The organism is Inquilinus limosus, assembly GCF_051487185.1.
In the GTDB taxonomy this organism is placed as follows: domain Bacteria; phylum Pseudomonadota; class Alphaproteobacteria; order DSM-16000; family Inquilinaceae; genus Inquilinus; species Inquilinus limosus_F.
In genome coordinates this window covers 80,731-99,986 of the sequence record NZ_JAHVDK010000001.1, presented here as the reverse complement: position 1 = coordinate 99,986, position 19,256 = coordinate 80,731, and the positions used below count along the sequence as shown (strand labels likewise).

Below are 19,256 nucleotides of genomic sequence, written 5' to 3'. Positions count from 1 at the left end.
CCGTCCTTCACATCAGCGCGGGACCAACCCGCCCGCCTTCTCGATGAAGGACGCGATCTCCGCCACCCCGTCGCCGCTGCGCACCCGGGCGAAGACGAAGGGGCGGTCGCCGCGCATCTTGCGGGCGTCGCGGTCCATCACCTCGAGCGAGGCGCCGACCAGCGGCGCCAGGTCGGTCTTGTTGATCACCAGGAGGTCGGAGCGGGTGATGCCCGGTCCACCCTTGCGCGGGATCTTGTCGCCGGCCGAGACGTCGATGACGTAGATGGTGATGTCCGCCAGCTCCGGGCTGAAGGTCGCGGCCAAATTGTCGCCGCCGGATTCGATCAGCACCAGGTCGAGCTTCGGGAAGCGGCGTCGCATCTCCGCCACCGCCGCCAGGTTGATCGAGGCGTCCTCGCGGATCGCGGTGTGCGGGCAGCCGCCGGTCTCCACCCCCATGATCCGGTCGGAGGAGAGCGACCCGGCGCGGTTCAGGAACTCCGCATCCTCCTTGGTGTAGATGTCGTTGGTGATGGCGGCGATGTCGTAGCGGTCGCGGAAGGCGCGGCAGAGCGCGTCCATCAGCGCCGTCTTGCCGGAGCCGACCGGGCCGCCGATGCCGACGCGCAAGGGGCCATGCTGGGTGCGGGTCATGTGCGGAACAACCTCGTGTACTGGGTCTCGTGCTGCATCGATGCGATGTCGGCGGCGACGGCCAGGCCGCCGCACTGGATGAAGGGATCGCCGTCCGGCAAGGCCGCGGCGCGCGCCGCCGTCCCCTCCACCGCCGGCATCAGCGCGGCGATGGCGCGCTGGCCGTCGGTCTGGCCCAGCGGCACCAGGCGCTGCGCCGCCGACACAAGATTGGCGGCGACGGCGTGCAGGAAAGCGGTCAGCGCCGGCGCCAGCGCGATGCCGTGGCCGGCGGCGCAGGCGGCGACTGCGACCGGATAGGCGACGCTCTCGCCCGCGCGGGCCGCCAGCCGCTCCAGCCCCGGCACCGGCCAGGCAGCGCGGGAGATCATCAGGAAGGCCGTGCCCTGGGCCAGGGTCTCGACCTGCCGCTCGCGCGAGGCGGCCAGCGCCGCGGCGAGGTCGGCGACTTCCGCCAGCCGGTCGTCATCATCCGCCGCGGCGGCGCGGTGGGCGTGGGTGAACAGGACGGCGTCGTTCCAGCCAGCGCCGGCGGCCAGCGCATCCTCGATCCAGGCGATGAGGCCCGGCCGGTCGGTGACCCAGCCGGCCTCCACCGCCCATTCCAGGCCGCTGGAATGGCTGAAGGCGCCGACCGGGTAGGACGGCGACAGCCAGGCCATCAGCCGATAGAGCGCCACGTCAGCCATGGTGGTGATGATGCCCATGCACCGCGCCATGGCCATAGGCGCCGCCTTCGGGGTCGAAAGGCGCCTCGATGGCGGTGACCGTGCCACCCAGGCCGCGCACCATCTCCTCGATCACGTGGTCGGCGCGGATGCGCAGCGCGTCGGGCAGCAGCTGGGTCGGCAGGTGCCGGTTGCCGAGATGCCAGGCGATGCGGATCAGCTCCGCCTGGCTGCCGGCCCGGATCTCGACCAGCCGCTCCGGCGCCGCCCGAACCAACACCAGGCTGCCGTCCTCGCCCTGCAGCGCGTCGCCGTCACGCAGATGCGCCGCCTCGGCGAGGTCGAGCAGCACCACGGTCCCGGCTTCGCCATAGAGCACGATGCGGCGGCGGTGGCGGGAATCGTAGTCCAGCACTACTTGGTCAGAGACGGCGGCCGGATCGAAGCCTCCGGCCGGGACGACGGCGGTGAAGCGCTTCATGGCCGGCCTCCGGCGCCCGCCCCCTCACCCTCCCGTCGCCTGCGGCGCCGGGCCCCTCCCTCTCCCCGAGGAGAGGGGGACGGAGCCGCGGCCAAACACCTCTCCTTGGGGAGAGGTCGAAACCGCGCAGCGGTTTCGGGTGAGGGGGCGGGCTCGGTATCGATCGGGGTCACGGCCATCTCAGAACAAGAAGTACCGCTGCGCCATCGGCAGCACCGCCGCCGGTTCGCAGGTCAGGAGCTCGCCATCGGCGCGGACCTCATAGGTCTCGGGGTCGACCTCGATCAAAGGCGTCGCGGAATTGTGGATCATGTCGGCTTTGCCGATGCCCCGCGTGCCTTCGACCGCCACCACCTCGCGCGCCAGGCCCAGGCGCTCGCCGATACCGTCCTCCAGCGCCGCCTTCGACACGAAGGTGATGGCCGAGGCCGCCATGGCGCGGCCGAAGCCGCCGAACATCGGGCGGTAGTGCACCGGCTGCGGCGTCGGGATCGAGGCGTTGGGGTCGCCCATCAGGGCCATCGAGATGGTGCCGGCCTTCAGCACCAGGTCCGGCTTCACCCCGAAGAAGGCCGGCGACCACAGCACCAGATCCGCCAGCTTGCCGACCTCGACCGAGCCGACATGGCGCGACAGGCCCTGCGCGATCGCCGGGTTGATCGTGTACTTCGCGACATAGCGCTTGGCCCGGACATTGTCGTTCTGGCCCGTCTCCTGCGCCAGTCTTCCGCGCTGCAGCTTCATCTTATGCGCGGTCTGCCAGGTGCGCAGGATCACCTCGCCCACCCGGCCCATGGCCTGGCTGTCGGAGGAGATGATCGAGAAGGCGCCGAGGTCGTGCAGGATGTCCTCGGCCGCGATCGTCTCGCGCCGGATCCGGCTTTCGGCGAAGGCCACGTCCTCCGGGATCCCGGCATCGAGGTGATGGCACACCATCAGCATGTCGAGATGCTCGTCGAGCGTGTTGACGGTGAAGGGCCGGGTCGGGTTGGTCGAGGACGGGATGACATTGGCCAGGCCCGCCACCCGGATGATGTCCGGCGCATGGCCGCCGCCCGCGCCTTCGGTGTGGAAGGCGTGGATGGTGCGGTGCTTGAAGGCGGCGATGGTGTCCTCGACGAAGCCGCTCTCGTTCAGCGTGTCGGTGTGGATCATCACCTGGATGTCCATCGCGTCGGCGACGGCGAGGCAGCAGTCGATCGCGGCCGGGGTGGTGCCCCAGTCCTCGTGCAGCTTGAGGCAGGAGGCGCCGGCGCGGATCTGCTCGACCAGCGCGTCCGGCCGGCTGGCATTGCCCTTGCCGGCGAAGGCGAGGTTGACCGGCAGCCCCTCCGCCGCCTGCAGCATGCGGGCGATGTGCCACGGCCCCGGCGTGCAGGTGGTGGCGTTGGTGCCGGTGGCAGGCCCCGTGCCGCCGCCGACCAGCGTGGTGACGCCGCTCGCGATCGCCTCCTCCACCTGCTGCGGGCAGATGAAGTGGATGTGGCAGTCGATGCCGCCGGCGGTCAGGATCTTGCCCTCGCCGGCGATCACCTCCGTCCCCGGGCCGATGACGATGTCGACGCCGGGCTGGATATCCGGGTTGCCGGCCTTGCCGATGGCGGCGATGCGGCCGTCGCGGATCGCCACATCGGCCTTCACGATGCCCCAATGGTCGAGGATCACGGCGTTGGTGATCACTGTGTCGGCGGCGCCTTCGGCCCGCGTCGCCTGGCCCTGGCCCATGCCGTCGCGGATCACCTTGCCGCCGCCGAACTTGACCTCCTCGCCATAGATCGTGTGGTCGCGCTCGATCTCGATGATCAGGTCGGTGTCGGCCAGGCGCAGCCGGTCGCCGGTGGTCGGGCCGAACATGTCGGCATAGGCGGCGCGGGAGATGGAAACGGGCATGCTCTCGGCCTCCTCAGCCCTGGACCGGATCGAGCGGCCCCATGACCGCCTGGCGGAACCCGACCGCGACGCGCGCGCCGGACAGGGGGATGAGGCGCACCTCGCGGCTCTGCCCTGGCTCGAACCGCACCGCGGTGCCGGCCGGGATGTCGAGACGCCGCCCCCGCGCGGCCGCCCGGTCGAAGGACAGGGCCGGATTGGTCTCGAAGAAATGGTAGTGGCTGCCGACCTGGATCGGCCGGTCGCCGGTGTTGGCCACGGTCAGGACGATGCTGTCGCGCCCGGCGTTCAGCTCGATCTCGCCCAGCGCTGGGATGAGTTCGCCCGGGATCATGCTGCGGCTCCGTCGCTCTTCTTGAGTCCCCCCTCCCCTTGCGGGAGGGGGGCAGGGGGAGGGGGTTCGCGCAGCAAGAACCGGCGGAGAGAAACCGCAAGGTGCCGGGGATCGATCCCGGATCTTCGTCGACGGAGTCCTTCGATCGACAACCCCCTCCCCCTACCCCCCTCCCGCGGGGGGAGGGGGGACTCGTGAATCTTGGCGGCAGAGAACTCGGGCATCCCCATCCTCCTCACCTGATCGGCTGGTGGACGGTCACCAGCTTGGTGCCGTCGGGGAAGGTGGCCTCGACCTGGACGTCGTGGATCATCTCGGCCACGCCCTCCATCACCTGGTCGCGGGTCAGCACCGTGGCGCCTGCCGCCATCAGCTCGGCGACCGGGCGGCCGTCGCGCGCGCCTTCGGTGACGAAGTCGGAGATCAGCGCCACCGCCTCCGGATAGTTCAGCTTCACGCCGCGCTCCAGCCGCCGCCGCGCCACCATCGCGGCCATGGCGATCAGGAGCTTGTCCTTCTCCCGCGGGGTCAGGTTCACGGAAATTCCTCCCGGATCAACATTGCCAGACGCGCGGCAGCGGGCGCCCTGCCCGCAGCACCCCGAGCGCCGAGATCAGGTCACGCCGCAGCACGGCGCCGTCGGGCGCGGCGAAGCGGGCGACCAGGATGCCGTTCCAGGCGCTGGCGCCCGCCAGGCCCTGCGCCCCGGCCAGCGCCGCACGCAGTGCGTCGACCAGCTCCTCTGCCGCCGGCGCGGCGTAAAGCAGCGTCGCCACCGCCCGGGCGCCGCGGCCGAGGCCCGGCCGGTCCAGCGCCGCCGCCGGGTCGCCGTCCACCGCCAGCGCATCGGCATAGACCAGCCGGCCGTCGCGCCGGATCCGCCAAGCATCGCGCAAGCCGCCCCGCCGCACCACCTCGCCCATTGCCGCCCGGCCGAACACGATCGCCTCGACGCCGAGGAATGTCGCGTCGCCGCGCAGATCGACCTGCAGGTCGCGGTCGAGGCGGGCGCGGTCGAACAGGATCGTCTCCTGCGGCAGCCATTCCGCCACCGCGCCGGACTCGACGGTCAGCCTGGTCTCGATCCGTGCCGCGTCGCCGAGCGAGCGGTAGATCCGTTCCGCCGCCTGGCCGGCAACCGTCGCCGCCGTCCCCTCGCCCCAGCGGATCGCCTGCCGCAGCCGGTCGCCGCCGGTCATCCCGCCCGCAGTGTTCAGCAGCACGGCGCCGGCGAAGGCTCCCGCCTCGCGCCGCGGGAAGCGCGCCTTGGCGCAGCCCTCCTGGAACAGGGCATCGATCACGGTCTCCGCCCCGCGCCGCTTGAAGCCGAGCTCGAGCCGGCCGCGGGCGCGCGCCAGCGGCACGGGCGACACCGCCGGCTCCGCAGGGGCCGGGACATCAGACCGTAAGGTGACGACGGACGCTGTCTTCATCGAGTGCGGTCTTGTCCCCGTCCAGCACCACCTCGCCGCGATCCATCACGACGAGGCGCTGGCCCAGCGCATGGGCGAAATCGAAATATTGCTCGACCAGCAGGATCGCCATGGTGCCGCGGTCGCGCAGCATCGCGATGACGCGGCCGATGTCCTTGATGATCGATGGCTGGATGCCCTCCGTCGGCTCGTCCAGGATCAGCAGGCGCGGCCGGGTCACCAGCGCCCGACCGATCGCCAATTGCTGCTGCTGGCCGCCCGACAGGTCGCCACCGCGCCGTCCCAGCATCGACTTCAACACCGGGAACAGCTCGAAGATCTCCTCCGGAATCTTCCGCTCGCGCCGCGGCAGCACGGCGAAGCCGGTCTCCAGATTCTCCTTCACTGTCAGCAGCGGGAAGATCTCGCGCCCCTGCGGCACGAAGGCGATGCCGCGCCGGGCCCGCTCCGCCGTCGGCAGCCGGGTGATGTCCTCGCCCTCCCACAGGATCTTGCCGGCCGCCACCGGCTGCTGGCCGACGATGGCGCGCAGCGTGCTGGTCTTGCCGACGCCGTTGCGGCCGAGCAGGCAGGTCACCTGCCCCCTGCCGACGCCGAGCGAGACCCGCCGCAGCGCCTGGGCCGCGCCGTAGAACAGATCGATGCCGTCTACCGTGAGCACGACCCACCGCCCTGCATGCCATGACCTCGCTCGCTCTCATCCAACATCGTCATTGCGAGCGCAGCGAAGCAATCCAGGGGCCCACGCACCAGCCCCTGGATTGCTTCGTCGGCTTCGCCTCCTCGCAATGACGGAGAGGGATGGACGTTCCCAGTTGCACCATGCTCAGCGCCCCAGATAGACGTCGATGACGCGCGGATCGGCGCTGACGGCGTCGAGCGGCCCTTCGGCCAGCACCGAGCCCTCGTGCAGCACCGTGACCTTGACGTCGAGGGCGCGGACGAAATGCATGTCGTGCTCCACCACCACCACGGAGCGGGTCTTGTTGATCTCGCGCAGCAGGATCGCCGTCTCCTCGGTCTCGGCGTCGGTCATGCCGGCCACCGGCTCGTCGACCAGCAAGAGGGCCGGCTCCTGCGCCAGCAGCATGCCGATCTCCAGCCACTGCTTCTGGCCGTGCGACAGCGCCCCGGCCAGGCGGTCGCGATGCGCCGTCAGCTTGGTCGTCGCCAGGATCTCGTCGATCCGCTCCGCCGTGTCGGCGCGCGGCCGGCCGAACAAGAGGCTGGTCGGCGATCGCGGGCCGGCCAGGGCGAGGAGGAGATTGTCCCCGACCGTGTGACTGTCGAACACCGTCGGCTTCTGGAACTTTCGTCCGATGCCGAGGCCCGCGATCGCCGTCTCGTCCAGCCGGGTCAGGTCGTGGGTGCCGCGGAACAGCACCTCGCCCTGGTCCGGCCGCGTCTTGCCGGTGATGACGTCCATCATCGTGGTCTTGCCGGCCCCGTTCGGGCCGATGATCGCCCGCATCTCGCCGGGCTCGACCACCAGCGACAGGGCGTTGAGCGCCCGGAAGCCGCTGAAGGTGACGGTCACGCCGTCGAGATAGAGCAGCGCCTGGGTGGCGGCGTCGGGCGCGGTCATCGCGGCGCCTCCGCTGCCACTTCGGCCGGGCGGCGGCCCGGGCGCTCGCGCCGGGACCGCAGCGCCGACTGCACCGCGCCGACGATGCCCTTGGGCAGGACGAGGGTGACCAGGATGAACAGCCCGCCCAGCGCGAACAGCCAGAATTCCGGCAGCAGGTTGGTGAAGATCGTCTTGCCGAGATTGACCGAGACCGCGCCGATGATCGGGCCGATCAGCGTGCCGCGGCCGCCGACCGCGACCCAGATCACCGCCTCGATCGAGTTGGCCGGGGCGAATTCGCCGGGGTTGATGATGCCGACCTGTGGCACGTAGAGCGCGCCGGCCACGCCCGCCATCATCGCCGACAGGGTGAAGACCACGAGCTTGTAGGATTCGACCCGGTAGCCGAGAAAGCGGGTGCGGCTTTCGGCGTCGCGGATCGCGATCATCACCTTGCCGAAGCGCGACCGGGTGATCGCCCGGCAGAGCAGGAAGGCGGCGGCGAGCGCGATGGCACTGGCCAGGAACAGCCCAGCGCGCGTTGCGTCCGCCTGCAGGCTGAAGCCCAGCAGGTCCTTGAAGTCGGTCAGGCCGTTGTTGCCGCCGAAGCCCATGTCGTTGCGGAAGAAGGCCAGCAGCAGGGCGTAGGTCATCGCCTGGGTGATGATCGAGAGATAGACGCCGGAGACGCGGCTGCGGAAGGCGAACCAGCCGAAGACGAAGGCCAGCGCGCCCGGCACCAGCAGCACCATCAGCGCCGCGAACCAGAACTGGTCGAAGCCGTGCCAGTACCAGGGCAGCTGCTGCCAGTTCAGGAACACCATGAAATCCGGCAGCACCGGGTTGCCGTAGACGCCGCGCGGGCCGATCTGGCGCATCAGATACATGCCCATGGCGTAGCCGCCGAGGGCGAAGAAGGCGCCGTGGCCGAGGCTGAGGATGCCGACATAGCCCCAGACGAGGTCGATGGCGAGGGCCAGCAGCGCGTAACACAGATACTTGCCCATCAGGCTGACGGCGTAGCCGGGCACGTGGAGTGCCGAGTCCGGCGGCAGCGCCAGGTTGGCCAGCAGGACCAGCACCGCCACAGCCACGAGGCCGAGGGCGAAGGCCGGCGCCGAGGAGGCGCGGAGGAGACGGGCCGTGATCATGACTCCACCGCCCGGCCCTTGAGCGGGAACAGCCCGCGCGGCTTGCGCTGGATGAACAGGATGATCCCCACCAGGATCGCGATCTTGCCCAGCACGGCCCCGGCGAAGGGCTCCAGCAGCTTGTTGGCGACGCCGAGCGACAGGGCGCCGACCAGCGTGCCCCAGAGATTGCCGACGCCGCCGAACACCACGACCATGAAGCTGTCGATGATGTAGCCCTGGCCGAGATTGGGGCTGACATTGTCGATCTGGCTGAGCGCCACCCCGGCGATCCCGGCGACGCCGGAGCCGATGCCGAAGGTTAGCATGTCGACCCGGCCGGTGCGGATGCCCATGGCCGCCGCCATGCGCCGGTTCTGCGTCACCGCCCGCATCTGCAGGCCGAGGGCCGTGTAGCGCAGCACCGCCATCAGCGCGGCGAAGACCAGGAGGGCGAAGACGATGATCCAGAGCCGGTTCCAGGTCAGGGTCAGGCCGCCGAGGTCGAAGGCGCCGGCCATCCAGCTGGGGTTGCCGACCTCGCGGTTCGACGGGCCGAAGCCGGTGCGCACCGCCTGCTGCAGGATCAGCGACAGGCCGAAGGTGGCGAGCAGGGTTTCGAGAGGCCGTCCGTAGAGGAAGCGGATGATGCCGCGCTCGATGGCGACGCCGGCCAGGGCCGCGACCAGGAAGGCCAGCGGCAGCGCCACCGCGAGCGAATAGTCGAACAGGTTCGGCGCCCAGCTCCGGAACGCCTCCTGCACCATGAAGGTGGTGTAGGCGCCGAGCATGACGATCTCGCCATGCGCCATGTTGATCACGCCCATCACCCCGAAGGTGATGGCGAGGCCGATGGCGGCGATCAGCAGCACCGAGCCGAGGCTGAGCCCGTAATAGAGGCTCTGCACCCCGTTCCAGATCGCGAGCCGGGTGTCGATCCGGCCGATCGCGGACTCCGCTGCGGCGGCCACAGCCGGCGATGGGTTCGGGATGCCGGACAGCAGTGCCCGCGCCTCCTGGTCGCCGCGGGCGGCGACGGTGTCGATCGCCGGCAGCAGCACGTCATCGGCGCCACCCTGGGCCAGCAGGATGGCGGCCCGCGCCTCGGCGAAGGCCTGCGTCACCGCCGGATCCTGCTCGCGCGCCAACGCCGCCTCGACGGCGCCGAGCGCCTTCGGATCGCGCGACTTGAACATCGCGGCCGCGGCGTCGAGGCGCTTGGCCGGATCGGGCGACATGAGGGTCAACGACCCCATCGCCGCCTCGACCGCCCGCCGCACCCGGTTGTTGACCCGCACCGGCTTGCCGCCGGCCGGCGCTTCGGAGAGTGCAGCCCCCGTCGCAGCGTCGACAAAGCCGCCGGCCTCGGTCTTGATCGCGACGGCGCCGGGCGCCGCGATCAGCCGGCCGGCCGCCAGCGCCTCCAGCACTGCCGGCGCCTGCGCATCGCCCGAAGCGGCGACGCCGTCCACCCCTGCGGCGATGTCGTCGTAATTGGTCGAGGCAAACCGCGCCAGCACCTCCGCCGGGATCTCGGCGCGGGCGGAGAGCGGGAGGAGGATCAGGAGCAGGAGGGCGAGAACGCGCGCAACCCGTCCATCGGTCAAGCGACCGGACCGACCCAAACTCTCTCCCCCTCCCCTTGCGGGAGGGGGGAAGGGGGAGGGGTTTGCCGCAGCCGCCGGGATGGCAGCTCCACGGCAGAGCGATCGCCCGAGCACTCCAAACCAGGTTCGCACCAACCGCACTAGCCCCCTCCCCCTACCCCCTCCCGCGAGGGGAGGGGGAGGATTTTTCTCGGATCCACCTGGCAGATCGTCGCCATAAGCGAGCCAACCATCTCAGCTTCGAACGATGCCGGGAGGCGCCCCCCAGCGCCTCCCGGCCTCCCCTCCGCCCCCGTCAGGATCCCGACCCGCCGCACTTGCCGGTCTTGACGTTGAAGTTCCCGCAGGCCAGCGGCTTGCGCCAATCGGCGATCAGGTCCTTCGAGCCGTCGAGATAGTCCGACCACTCGTCGCCCACGACCTCGCCCGTCGTCTCCCACACCGACTGCAGCTGGCCGTTATCCTGGATCTCGCCGATCAGCACCGGCTTGGTGATGTGGTGGTTCGGCATCATGGTGGCATAGCCGCCGGTCAGGTTCGGCACGGTCACGCCGACCATCGCGTCGATCACCTTGTCCGGATCCGTGGTGCCCGCCTTCTCCACCGCCTTCACCCACATGGCGAAGCCGATGTAGTGCGCCTCCATCGGGTCGTTGGTGGTGCGCTTGTCGTTCTTGATGAAGGCGTGCCACTTGGCGATGAAGTCCTGGTTCGCCGGCGTGTCGACGCTCTGGAAGTAGTTCCAGGCGGCGAGGTGGCCGACCAGCGGGCCGGTGTCGAGCCCGGCCAGCTCCTCCTCGCCCACCGAGAAGGCGACGACCGGGATGTCGGTCGCCTTGATGCCCTGGTTCGCCAGCTCCTTGTAGAACGGCACATTGGCGTCGCCGTTGATGGTCGAGACCACCGCGGTCTTCTTGCCGGCCGAACCGAAGCTCTTGATCTTGCCGACCTCGGTCTGCCAGTCGGAGAAGCCGAAGGGCGTGTAGTTGACGAGGATGTCCTCAGGCGCCACGCCCTTGGCCTTGAGATAGGCCTCGAGAATCTTGTTGGTGGTGCGCGGATAGACGTAGTCGGTGCCTTCCAGCACCCAGCGCTCCACCCCCTCCTCGTTCATCAGATAGTCGACCGCCGGGATCGCCTGCTGGTTCGGCGCGGCGCCGGTGTAGAAGATGTTGCGCGAGCTTTCCTCGCCCTCGTACTGCACCGGGTAGAAGAGGATGCCGTCCAGCTCCTCGAACACCGGCAGCACCGATTTGCGCGACACCGAGGTCCAGCAGCCGAAGGTGGCCGCGACCTTGTCGACCGACAGCAGCTGCCGCGCCTTCTCGGCGAAGAGCGGCCAGTCGGACGCCGGGTCGACCACCACCGGCTCCAGCTTCTTGCCGAGCAGCCCGCCCTTCTTGTTCTGCTCGTCGATCAGCATCAGCATCACGTCCTTCAGCGTGGTCTCGCTGATCGCCATGGTGCCGGACAGGGAATGGAGGATGCCGACCTTGATCGTGTCCTCGGCCCGGGCGGCGCTGGTGAAGCCCAGCCCCATGACCACCGCCAGCGCGGCGCCGATCACCCAGTGTTTTTGCGACAATGCCATCGTGAGCTCCCCGTTCGCGCTCGTTTGCGTCCGCATCGGCCGTCAGGAGGCAAGTTCCGGGCCAGTGGCGGAACTCCGCCATCGGCCTCTGCCCAAGAGGGCGGCAGATGCCTCCACTGCCCAATCCCTGCGCAGCGGCCCGATTCCGGCTGTGGTCCGGAACTTGCTGGGATCGCGCCAGTCCCGCTGCCTGTTGCCCCGCGAATGGTCCTGCGCATCCTCCTGGTCGATGAGAACGCCGAGCGCTGCCGCGTGGTCGAGGCGGCGCTGACCGCGGCCGGCCACGGCGTGGTCACCACCGCCAGCGGCACCGAGAACCTGCTGGCGCGGGTGCGCGAGATCGAGCCGGACGTGATCATCGTCGACCTCGACGCCCCCAACCGCGACGCGCTGGAGCATATGCGCAGCGTCAGCCGTGAGCGGCCGAAGCCGATCGTGATGTTCGTGGACCAGAGCGACGACGCCGCGATCGGCGAGGCGATCCGCGCCGGGGTCAGCGCCTATGTCGTCGACGGCCTCAGCCCGCATCGGGTGAAGCCGGTGCTGGAGGCCGCGATCGCCCGGTTCCAGGCCTTCCAGGCGATGCGCGACGAGTTGGAGAAGACCCGCGCCACGCTGGCCGAGCGCAAGCGGATCGAGCGCGCCAAGGGCATCCTGATGCAACAGCGCGGCATGACCGAGGACGAGGCCTATAAGGCCCTGCGCAAGCTGGCCATGGACCGGGGCAAGCCCCTGGCCGAGATCGCCGAGCAGGTGATCAGCATCAGCGAGCTTCTGACCAAAAATTAGGCATGCCTATTTTCGCCGCTTTCTTGTGCATTGCACAACAGGCGGGCAGAGTCATGCTGCGCTGCAACGGCCCGGTTCCGTCCTCCTCCGAACCCTGAATCGGGCCGCACCGCTCCATCTCCGATGTCCGGACCGGGCAGTCAGGCAGTTGGCACGCCGCTTGCGTATCACTTGAGTGACGACGGGCAATGGCGTCCGTCCGACCATATTTCTGGCGGCCCGACGCTGGGCCGTCGAACCGGGCAAAGGCGTCCGAGGGTTGCGGATCTTCCGCACGCTCTCGGACGCCTTTTCGTTTTGGAGCGGGTGATGACGGACCAGACGGACCGCACAGATCTGACCCTCGGCTTCGTGCCGCTGGCCGACTGCGCGCCCCTGATCGTGGCGGAGCGGAAAGGCTTCTTCCGCGAGGAGGGGCTGTCGGTCCGGCTGTCGCGCGAGTCCAGCTGGGCCAGCCTGCGTGACAAGCTGGTCTGCGGCCTGCTCGACGGCGCCCATATGCTGGCGCCGCTGCCGCTGGCGATCACGCTGGGCCTCAGCGGCCCGAAGACGCCGATGCTGGTCGGCCTGTCGCTGAACCTGAACGGCAACGCCGTCACCGTCTCGCGCGCTTTGGCGGCGGAGATGGCGGCGGCGGACCCGGAGGGCACCGCCGCCGGGTCCGCCACGGCGGTCGCGGTTGTCGTCGCCGCGCGGCGCAAAGCCGGCGCCCCGCCGCCGGTCTTCGCCATCGTCTTCCCGGTGTCGAGCCATCACGACCAGCTGCGCTACTGGCTGGCGGCCGGCGGGGTCGACCCGCAGCGCGACGTCCGCATCGTGGTGGTGCCGCCGCCGCAGATGGTGGCGCATCTGTCGGCCGGCCGGGTCGACGGCTTCTGCGTCGGCGCCCCCTGGGGCGACGTCGCCGTCGACCAGGGGGTCGGCGTCATGATCACCACCGGCTGGCGGATCTGGAACAACGCGCCGGAGAAGGTCTTCGCCGTCACCCGCGCCTGGGCCGAGGCCCGGCCGGACACCCACCGCGCCCTGCTGCGCGCCCTGATCCGCGCCGCCGCTTGGCTGGACCGGCCGCAGAACCGCCCTGCGGCGGTGGCGATGCTGGCGGCGCCGGAGGTGGTGAACGCCCCGGCCGCGTCGATCGCCGCCGGCCTGGTCGGTCGCCCCGGCGAGCTGATGGTCGACGGTCTGCCGGCGCGCGGCCCGGTCTTTCACCGCCGCGCCGCCGGCCTGCCCTGGCGGTCCCACGCCGCCTGGTTCCTGGCCCAGCTGCGGCGCTGGGGCGAGCTGCCGGACAGCGTCGACATCGCCGCGGCGGCCGCCGCCGTCTACCGGCCGGACATCTACCGCGAGGTCGCCTGGGACCTCGGCTATCCGGCCCCGGCCGCCGACAGCAAGACCGAGGGCCATCACGACGCCCTGTGGGTGCTGGCCGACCCGGTCGGCGGCGTGGCGCTGGGCGCCGACCGCTTCTGCGACGGCCGGATCTTCGATCCCGCCGCGATCGACACCGATCTCGCCGGGCTCGGCCACGCTGCCGAAGCCGGCGCAACCGCCGCGGCAAAACGCGGCTGACGGAACAGAAGGGGGCTTTCATGACCGGACGCGACCGCACCATCACCACGACGATCAGCCGCCGCGGCCTGCTGCAGGGCACGGCGAAGCTGACCGGCGCCGCCGCGACCATCGCCGCGGTCCGCACCGCCTTCCCGTCCGGCGCCTTCGCTCAAGGAGCCGGGCCGGAGACCACCAAGGCGACGCTGGGCTTCATCGCCCTGACCGATTCCGCCCCCCTGATCATCGCCAAGGAGAAGGGGCTGTTCGACAAGGCCGGGCTGACCGAGGTCACTGTCTCCAAGCAGGCCTCCTGGGGCACCACTCGCGACAACCTCGTGCTGGGCTCGGCCGGCGGCGGCATCGACGGCGCCCACATCCTGACGCCGATGCCCTATCTGATGACGCTCGGCACCATCACCGCCGAGAACAAGCCGCTGCCGATGCAGATCCTGTGCCGGCTGAACACCAACGGCCAGGCGATCTCGGTGGCCAAGGACCTGATGCCGGCCGGCGCGACGGTCGACGCCAAGCCGCTGAAGGCCGCCTTCGCCGAGATGAAGGCGAAGGGGCAGGAGGTGAAGTGCGCCGTCACCTTCCCCGGCGGCACCCACGACCTGTGGATGCGCTACTGGCTGGCCGCCGGCGGGATCGACCCGAACAAGGACGTCAGCACCATCGTCGTGCCGCCGCCGCAGATGGTGGCCAACATGAAGGTCGGCAACATGCAGGCCTTCTGCGTCGGCGAGCCGTGGAACGACCAGCTCGTGCACCAGGGGATCGGCTATTCCGCCTGCGTCACCGGCGAGCTGTGGAAGGATCATCCAGAGAAGAGCCTGGCGCTGCGCGCCGACTGGATCGACGCCCACCCGAAGGCGGCGGAAGCGCTGCTGCAGGCGGTCCTCGACGCCCAGCGCTGGGCCGACAAGCCGGAGAACAAGGAGGAAATGGCCCAAATCATCGGCCGGAGGGCATGGTTCAACGTGCCCCCGGCCGATATCCTGCCGCGCTCGCTCGGCACCATCGACTACGGCGACGGCCGCAAGGTCGAGAACAGCCCGCTCCTGATGAAGTTCTGGCGGGACTTCGCCTCCTACCCGTTCCAGAGCCACGAGCTGTGGTTCCTGACCGAGGACCGGCGCTGGGGCTATGTCGCCCCGGATGTCGACCTCAAGGGGCTGATCGGACGGGTCAACCGCGAGGATCTGTGGCGCCGGGCCGCGCAGGCGATCGGCGTGCCGGCCGGGGAGATCCCGGCCGGCACCTCGCGCGGCAAGGAGACCTTCTTTGACGGCAAGGTCTTCGACCCCGACGCCCCCGACGCCTATCTCGCCAGCCTCGCCATCAAGACCGTCGCCTGACGCCCCGACAGCCAGCCGGAGCCAGCCCTCATGCCTCAGACGGCCCAGATCCTACCCAAAGCGCCCGCCCCGGCCGGCGCGCCGAAGCCGGCCGGACAGGTCCTGTCCCTGCCGGTAGCGCGGCCGCCGCTCGCCCCCGTCCTGGTCCGCTTCGCCACCCAGGCCGCCGCCCGGGTGATCCCGCCGCTGATCGTGCTGGCGCTGCTGCTGCTGGCCTGGCAGCTGCTGTGCTCCAGCCCGACCTCCAGCCTGCCGTCGCCGCTCAAGGTGCTGGACGACACCTGGGACTTCATCATCGACCCGTTCTATGACAATGGCGGGGTCGACAAGGGCGCGTTCTGGCAGATCGCCACCAGCCTGGAGCGTGTGGCGATGGGCTTCGCCCTGGCCGCGGTGGTCGGCGTCGCGCTCGGCGTCCTGATCGGCCAGAGCGTCTGGGCGATGCGCGGGCTGGACCCGATCTTCCAGGTGCTGCGCACCATCCCGCCGCTGGCCTGGCTGCCGATCTCGCTGGCCGGGTTCCAGCAGGCCGAGCCCTCGGCGATCTTCGTGATCTTCATCACCTCGATCTGGCCGATCGTGATCAACACCGCGGTCGGGGTGCGCAACATCCCGCAGGACTACCGCAATGTCGCCGCGGTGCTGCGCCTGTCGTGGTGGGAGGTGTTCACCAGGATCACCCTGCCCGCCACCGTGCCCTACATCTTCACCGGCCTCCGAATCGGCGTCGGCCTGTCCTGGCTCGCGATCATCGCGGCCGAGATGCTGATCGGCGGTGTCGGCATCGGCTTCTTCATCTGGGACGCGTGGAACAGCTCGCGCATCAGCGACATCGTCGTGGCCCTCATCTATGTCGGTCTGGTCGGCTTCGTCCTCGACCGCCTGATCGGCTTCGCCGGTGCGCTCGTCGCCCGCGGCACCTCGGCCTGAGGAGGCGGTCATGGACAGCTATCTCTCGATCGAGCAGGTCGGCATGCGCTTTGTCCGCGGCAGCGCGGTCAGCGAGGTGCTGGTCGATGTCAACCTGGGCATTTCCCGCGGCGAGTTCGTGTCGATCATCGGCCATTCCGGCTGCGGCAAGTCGACCCTGCTGAACATCGTCGGCGGCCTGGTCCGCTCCACCACCGGCGAGGTGCTGCTGGACGGCCAGGTGGTCGACAGCCCGGGCCCGGACCGCGCCATCGTGTTCCAGAACCACTCGCTGCTGCCCTGGCTGACCGTCTACGGCAACGTCCGGATCGCGGTCGACAAGGTGTTCGGGCGCAGCAAGAGCGCGGCCGAGCGGCACGACTGGGTGATGCACAACCTGGCGCTGGTCCACATGGCGCATGCCAAGGACAAGCGGCCGGGCGAGATCTCGGGCGGCATGAAGCAGCGCGTCGGCATCGCCCGGGCGCTGGCCATGCAGCCGAAGCTGCTGCTGATGGACGAGCCCTTCGGCGCGCTCGACGCCCTGACCCGGGCGCATCTGCAGGACTCGGTGATGGAGATCCATGCCGCGCTCGGCAACACGGTGCTGATGATCACCCATGACGTCGACGAGGCGGTGCTGCTGTCCGACCGCATCGTGATGATGACCAACGGCCCCAGCGCCACCATCGGCGAGGTGCTGGAGATCCCGCTGGAGCGGCCGCGCCGCCGCCTGGCGCTGGCCGACGATCCGACTTACGCCGCGTGCCGGGTGCAGGTGCTGCGCTTCCTCTACGAGCGCCAGCGCTTCACCACCGCGGCCGCCTGAGGGGGGAGGGAAAGATGCCCGAAGGAAGCTGGGGCCCGAAGGAGCGCCTCGTCGTCATCGGCAACGGCATGGCCGGGATGCGGGCGGTAGAGGAGCTGCTGGCCCGCGCGCCCGGCCGCTACGCCATCACCGTGTTCGGCGCCGAGCCGCAGGTGAACTACAACCGCATCATGCTGTCGCCGGTGCTGGCGGGCGAGAAGCGGTTCGACGACATCGTCATCAACGACCGCGCCTGGTACGACACGAACGGCATCGACCTGCGCGCCGGCGTGCGGGTGACGGCGATCGACCGCGAGGCACGCGAGGTGGTCGGCGCCGACGGCAGCCGCTGCCGCTACGACCGGCTGCTGCTGGCCACCGGGTCCGACCCGATCGTGATCCCGGTGCCGGGCCGCGACCTGCCCGGCGTCGTCACCTTCCGCGACATCGCCGATGTCGAGGCGATGCTGGCGGCGGCGCGCGAGGGCCGCACCCGCGCCGTGGTGATCGGCGGCGGCCTCCTGGGCCTCGAAGCCGCCAACGGCCTGCGCGCCAATGGCATGGAGGTGACCGTCCTGCACCTGATGCCGGTGCTGATGGAGCGGCAGCTCGACCCCGCCGCCGGCTACCTGCTGAAGCGGGAGCTGGAGCAGCGCGGCCTGGCCGTGCTGACCGAGGCCGATACCGCCGCGATCGAGGGCGACGGCAAGGTCGAGGCGGTGCGGCTGAAGGACGGGCGGGTGATCCCGGCCGATCTGGTGGTCATGGCGGTCGGCATCCGCCCGGCCGCCACGCTGGCCCGCGAGGCCGGCCTGACGGTCGAGCGCGGCGTCGTCGTCGACGACCGGATGACCACCTCCGACCCCTGCATCCTGGCGGTCGGCGAATGCGTCCAGCACCAGGGCCGGACCTACGGCCTGGTGGCGCCGCTCTATGAGATGGCGCGGATCTGCGCCGACCAGCTGGCCGGCACGGCGGAGAGCGAGTATCGCGGCTCGGTGACCTCGACCAAGCTCAAGGTCACCGGCATCGACGTGTTCTCGGCCGGCGACTTCCAGGGCGGCGAGGATTGCGAGGACATCGTGTTCCGCGACGCCGCCCGCGGCGTCTACAAACGGCTGGTGCTGAAGGACAACCGCATCGCCGGCGCCGTGCTGTACGGCGACACCGCCGATGGTGCCTGGTTCTTCCAGATGCTGCGCGAGGCCCAGGACGTCACGCCGCTGCGTGACGGGCTGATCTTCGGCCAGGCGCTGGCTGCCGCCGGAGGTGCGGCGCCGGACCCTAAGCAGGCCGTTGCCGCCCTGCCGCCTGAGGCGGAGATCTGCGGCTGCAACGGCGTCTGCAAGGGCACCATCGTCCAGGCCATCACCGGGAAGGGGCTGACCAGCCTCGACGCGGTGCGGGCCCACACCAAGGCCTCGTCCTCCTGCGGCTCCTGCACCGGGCTGGTCGAGAGCCTGCTGGCGGTGACGCTGGGCGACGGCTATGAGGGCGGGCCGAAGATCAAGGCGGTCTGCGGCTGCACCGATTTCGGCCATGACGAGGTGCGGCGGCTGATTCTGGCGCGCGAGCTGCGCTCGATCCCGGCGGTGATGCAGGAGCTGGGCTGGCGCACGCCGCATGGCTGCGCCAAGTGCCGGCCGGCGCTGAACTACTACCTGCTCTGCGCCTGGCCGGGCGAGTACCGCGACGACCAGCAGTCCCGCTTCATCAATGAGCGGGCGCACGCCAACATCCAGAAGGACGGCACCTATTCGGTGGTGCCGCGGATGTGGGGCGGCGTCACCACCGCCAAGGAGCTACGCGCCATCGCCGACGTGGTCGACCGCTACCAGATCCCGTCGGTGAAGGTGACGGGCGGCCAGCGCATCGACCTTCTGGGCGTGAAGAAGGAGCAGCTGCCGGACGTCTGGCGCGACCTGAACGCCGCCGGCATGGTCTCCGGCCACGCCTACGGCAAGGCGCTGCGCACGGTGAAGACCTGCGTCGGCTCCGAGTGGTGCCGCTTCGGCACCCAGGATTCGACCGCCATGGGCATCGCCATCGAGAAGATGACCTGGGGCGCCTGGACGCCCCACAAGGTGAAGATGGCGGTCTCCGGCTGCCCGCGGAACTGCGCCGAGGCCACGATCAAGGATTTCGGCGTGATCGCGGTCGACAGCGGCTGGGAGCTGCATGTCGGCGGCAATGGCGGCATCACGCTGCGCGGCACCGACTTCCTGTGCAAGGTCGAGACGCCGGAGGAGGTGCTGGAATATTGCGGCGCCTTCCTGCAGCTGCACCGCGAGGAATCGCACTATCTCGAGCGCACCGCGCCCTGGATCGAGCGGGTCGGCCTCGACCACGTCAAGCGCCGGATCGTCGAGGACGCGGATTCCCGCAAGCGGCTCTACGCCCGCTTCCTGCACGCGCAGCAATTTGCCCAACAGGACCCCTGGGCTGAACGCGCCGCCGGCGCCGAGGCGCATGAGTTCCGCCCCCTGGCCGCGGTGGAGTGA

General features: G+C 70.2%; 18 protein-coding genes. 6 read left to right on the top strand and 12 right to left on the bottom strand.

All coding sequences use genetic code 11. From position 1 onward, the window contains the following. Nucleotides 1-12: 12 nt before the first annotated feature. From ureG to urtA, 12 genes are all read right to left on the bottom strand, one after another. A complete protein-coding gene (gene ureG / locus KXR53_RS00495; protein ID WP_437372332.1) occupies nucleotides 13-636 on the bottom strand; it encodes an urease accessory protein UreG in 624 nt (207 codons plus the stop codon). After that, on the bottom strand, nucleotides 633-1,343 hold the full coding sequence (locus KXR53_RS00490) for an urease accessory protein UreF (protein WP_437372330.1): 711 nt from the start codon (nucleotides 1,341-1,343) through the stop codon (nucleotides 633-635). Before KXR53_RS00490 ends, ureG begins: the two co-directional genes overlap by 4 nt. After that, complete coding sequence (locus KXR53_RS00485) at nucleotides 1,318-1,785, bottom strand: urease accessory protein UreE (RefSeq protein ID WP_437372328.1); 468 nt, start codon at nucleotides 1,783-1,785, stop codon at nucleotides 1,318-1,320. Before KXR53_RS00485 ends, KXR53_RS00490 begins: the two co-directional genes overlap by 26 nt. Before the next feature lie 180 nt (nucleotides 1,786-1,965). Further along, a complete protein-coding gene (gene ureC, locus KXR53_RS00480; protein WP_437372326.1) occupies nucleotides 1,966-3,675 on the bottom strand; it encodes an urease subunit alpha in 1,710 nt (569 codons plus the stop codon). A 13-nt stretch (nucleotides 3,676-3,688) separates the two neighbouring features. Beyond that, the gene (locus tag KXR53_RS00475; protein ID WP_437372324.1) at nucleotides 3,689-4,009 is read right to left on the bottom strand and encodes an urease subunit beta; all 321 of its coding nucleotides are present in this window, start codon (nucleotides 4,007-4,009) and stop codon (nucleotides 3,689-3,691) included. 235 nt (nucleotides 4,010-4,244) lie between these two features. Beyond that, complete coding sequence (locus tag KXR53_RS00470; protein ID WP_026871421.1) at nucleotides 4,245-4,547, bottom strand: urease subunit gamma; 303 nt, start codon at nucleotides 4,545-4,547, stop codon at nucleotides 4,245-4,247. Nucleotides 4,548-4,563: 16 nt separating this feature from the next. After that, on the bottom strand, nucleotides 4,564-5,382 hold the full coding sequence (locus KXR53_RS00465; RefSeq protein WP_437372321.1) for an urease accessory protein UreD: 819 nt from the start codon (nucleotides 5,380-5,382) through the stop codon (nucleotides 4,564-4,566). 25 nt (nucleotides 5,383-5,407) lie between these two features. Further along, nucleotides 5,408-6,103 (bottom strand): urea ABC transporter ATP-binding subunit UrtE, encoded by a 696-nt coding sequence (gene urtE, locus KXR53_RS00460; protein WP_437372319.1) that lies wholly within the window; start codon nucleotides 6,101-6,103, stop codon nucleotides 5,408-5,410. A gap of 165 nt (nucleotides 6,104-6,268) precedes the next feature. Further along, nucleotides 6,269-7,027 carry an urea ABC transporter ATP-binding protein UrtD gene (urtD, locus tag KXR53_RS00455; protein ID WP_437372318.1) on the bottom strand — a complete coding sequence of 253 codons (759 nt, stop codon included), beginning with the start codon at nucleotides 7,025-7,027 and terminating at the stop codon, nucleotides 6,269-6,271. Continuing rightward, complete coding sequence (gene urtC / locus KXR53_RS00450) at nucleotides 7,024-8,160, bottom strand: urea ABC transporter permease subunit UrtC (RefSeq protein ID WP_437372316.1); 1,137 nt, start codon at nucleotides 8,158-8,160, stop codon at nucleotides 7,024-7,026. Before urtC ends, urtD begins: the two co-directional genes overlap by 4 nt. Next, the gene (gene urtB, locus KXR53_RS00445; RefSeq protein ID WP_437372315.1) at nucleotides 8,157-9,746 is read right to left on the bottom strand and encodes an urea ABC transporter permease subunit UrtB; all 1,590 of its coding nucleotides are present in this window, start codon (nucleotides 9,744-9,746) and stop codon (nucleotides 8,157-8,159) included. The genes urtC and urtB overlap by 4 nt, the downstream gene beginning before the upstream one ends. Before the next feature lie 295 nt (nucleotides 9,747-10,041). Continuing rightward, nucleotides 10,042-11,286, bottom strand: a complete 1,245-nt coding sequence (urtA, locus tag KXR53_RS00440; RefSeq protein WP_437372827.1) for an urea ABC transporter substrate-binding protein — start codon at nucleotides 11,284-11,286, stop codon at nucleotides 10,042-10,044. A 255-nt stretch (nucleotides 11,287-11,541) separates the two neighbouring features. On the opposite strand from urtA, the gene KXR53_RS00435 reads away from it, so the two are divergent. From KXR53_RS00435 to nirB, 6 genes are all read left to right on the top strand, one after another. Then, a complete protein-coding gene (locus tag KXR53_RS00435) occupies nucleotides 11,542-12,126 on the top strand; it encodes an ANTAR domain-containing response regulator (protein WP_437372313.1) in 585 nt (194 codons plus the stop codon). Nucleotides 12,127-12,435: 309 nt separating this feature from the next. After that, complete coding sequence (locus tag KXR53_RS00430; protein WP_437372311.1) at nucleotides 12,436-13,698, top strand: ABC transporter substrate-binding protein; 1,263 nt, start codon at nucleotides 12,436-12,438, stop codon at nucleotides 13,696-13,698. A gap of 20 nt (nucleotides 13,699-13,718) precedes the next feature. Continuing rightward, the gene (locus KXR53_RS00425; RefSeq protein ID WP_437372310.1) at nucleotides 13,719-15,038 is read left to right on the top strand and encodes a CmpA/NrtA family ABC transporter substrate-binding protein; all 1,320 of its coding nucleotides are present in this window, start codon (nucleotides 13,719-13,721) and stop codon (nucleotides 15,036-15,038) included. 30 nt (nucleotides 15,039-15,068) lie between these two features. After that, complete coding sequence (ntrB, locus tag KXR53_RS00420) at nucleotides 15,069-15,968, top strand: nitrate ABC transporter permease (RefSeq protein ID WP_437372308.1); 900 nt, start codon at nucleotides 15,069-15,071, stop codon at nucleotides 15,966-15,968. Nucleotides 15,969-15,978: 10 nt separating this feature from the next. Next, complete coding sequence (locus KXR53_RS00415; RefSeq protein WP_437372306.1) at nucleotides 15,979-16,776, top strand: ABC transporter ATP-binding protein; 798 nt, start codon at nucleotides 15,979-15,981, stop codon at nucleotides 16,774-16,776. A 14-nt stretch (nucleotides 16,777-16,790) separates the two neighbouring features. Continuing rightward, nucleotides 16,791-19,256 (top strand): nitrite reductase large subunit NirB, encoded by a 2,466-nt coding sequence (gene nirB, locus KXR53_RS00410; protein ID WP_437372304.1) that lies wholly within the window; start codon nucleotides 16,791-16,793, stop codon nucleotides 19,254-19,256.

Excerpts from the sequence above, each read along its gene's own strand:
- KXR53_RS00430 (WP_437372311.1), top strand. The coding sequence starts at position 12,436 with ATGACGGACCAGACGGACCGCACAGATCTGACCCTCGGCTTCGTGCCG.
- urtD (WP_437372318.1), bottom strand. The coding sequence starts at position 7,027 with ATGACCGCGCCCGACGCCGCCACCCAGGCGCTGCTCTATCTCGACGGC.
- urtA (WP_437372827.1), bottom strand. The coding sequence starts at position 11,286 with ATGGGGCTGGGCTTCACCAGCGCCGCCCGGGCCGAGGACACGATCAAG.
- KXR53_RS00435 (WP_437372313.1), top strand. The coding sequence starts at position 11,542 with ATGGTCCTGCGCATCCTCCTGGTCGATGAGAACGCCGAGCGCTGCCGC.
- KXR53_RS00475 (WP_437372324.1), bottom strand. The coding sequence starts at position 4,009 with ATGATCCCGGGCGAACTCATCCCAGCGCTGGGCGAGATCGAGCTGAAC.
- KXR53_RS00490 (WP_437372330.1), bottom strand. The coding sequence starts at position 1,343 with ATGGGCATCATCACCACCATGGCTGACGTGGCGCTCTATCGGCTGATG.
- KXR53_RS00415 (WP_437372306.1), top strand. The coding sequence starts at position 15,979 with ATGGACAGCTATCTCTCGATCGAGCAGGTCGGCATGCGCTTTGTCCGC.
- KXR53_RS00425 (WP_437372310.1), top strand. The coding sequence starts at position 13,719 with ATGACCGGACGCGACCGCACCATCACCACGACGATCAGCCGCCGCGGC.
- ureC (WP_437372326.1), bottom strand. The coding sequence starts at position 3,675 with ATGCCCGTTTCCATCTCCCGCGCCGCCTATGCCGACATGTTCGGCCCG.
- KXR53_RS00485 (WP_437372328.1), bottom strand. The coding sequence starts at position 1,785 with ATGAAGCGCTTCACCGCCGTCGTCCCGGCCGGAGGCTTCGATCCGGCC.
- ntrB (WP_437372308.1), top strand. The coding sequence starts at position 15,069 with ATGCCTCAGACGGCCCAGATCCTACCCAAAGCGCCCGCCCCGGCCGGC.
- ureG (WP_437372332.1), bottom strand. The coding sequence starts at position 636 with ATGACCCGCACCCAGCATGGCCCCTTGCGCGTCGGCATCGGCGGCCCG.
- urtC (WP_437372316.1), bottom strand. The coding sequence starts at position 8,160 with ATGATCACGGCCCGTCTCCTCCGCGCCTCCTCGGCGCCGGCCTTCGCC.
- nirB (WP_437372304.1), top strand. The coding sequence starts at position 16,791 with ATGCCCGAAGGAAGCTGGGGCCCGAAGGAGCGCCTCGTCGTCATCGGC.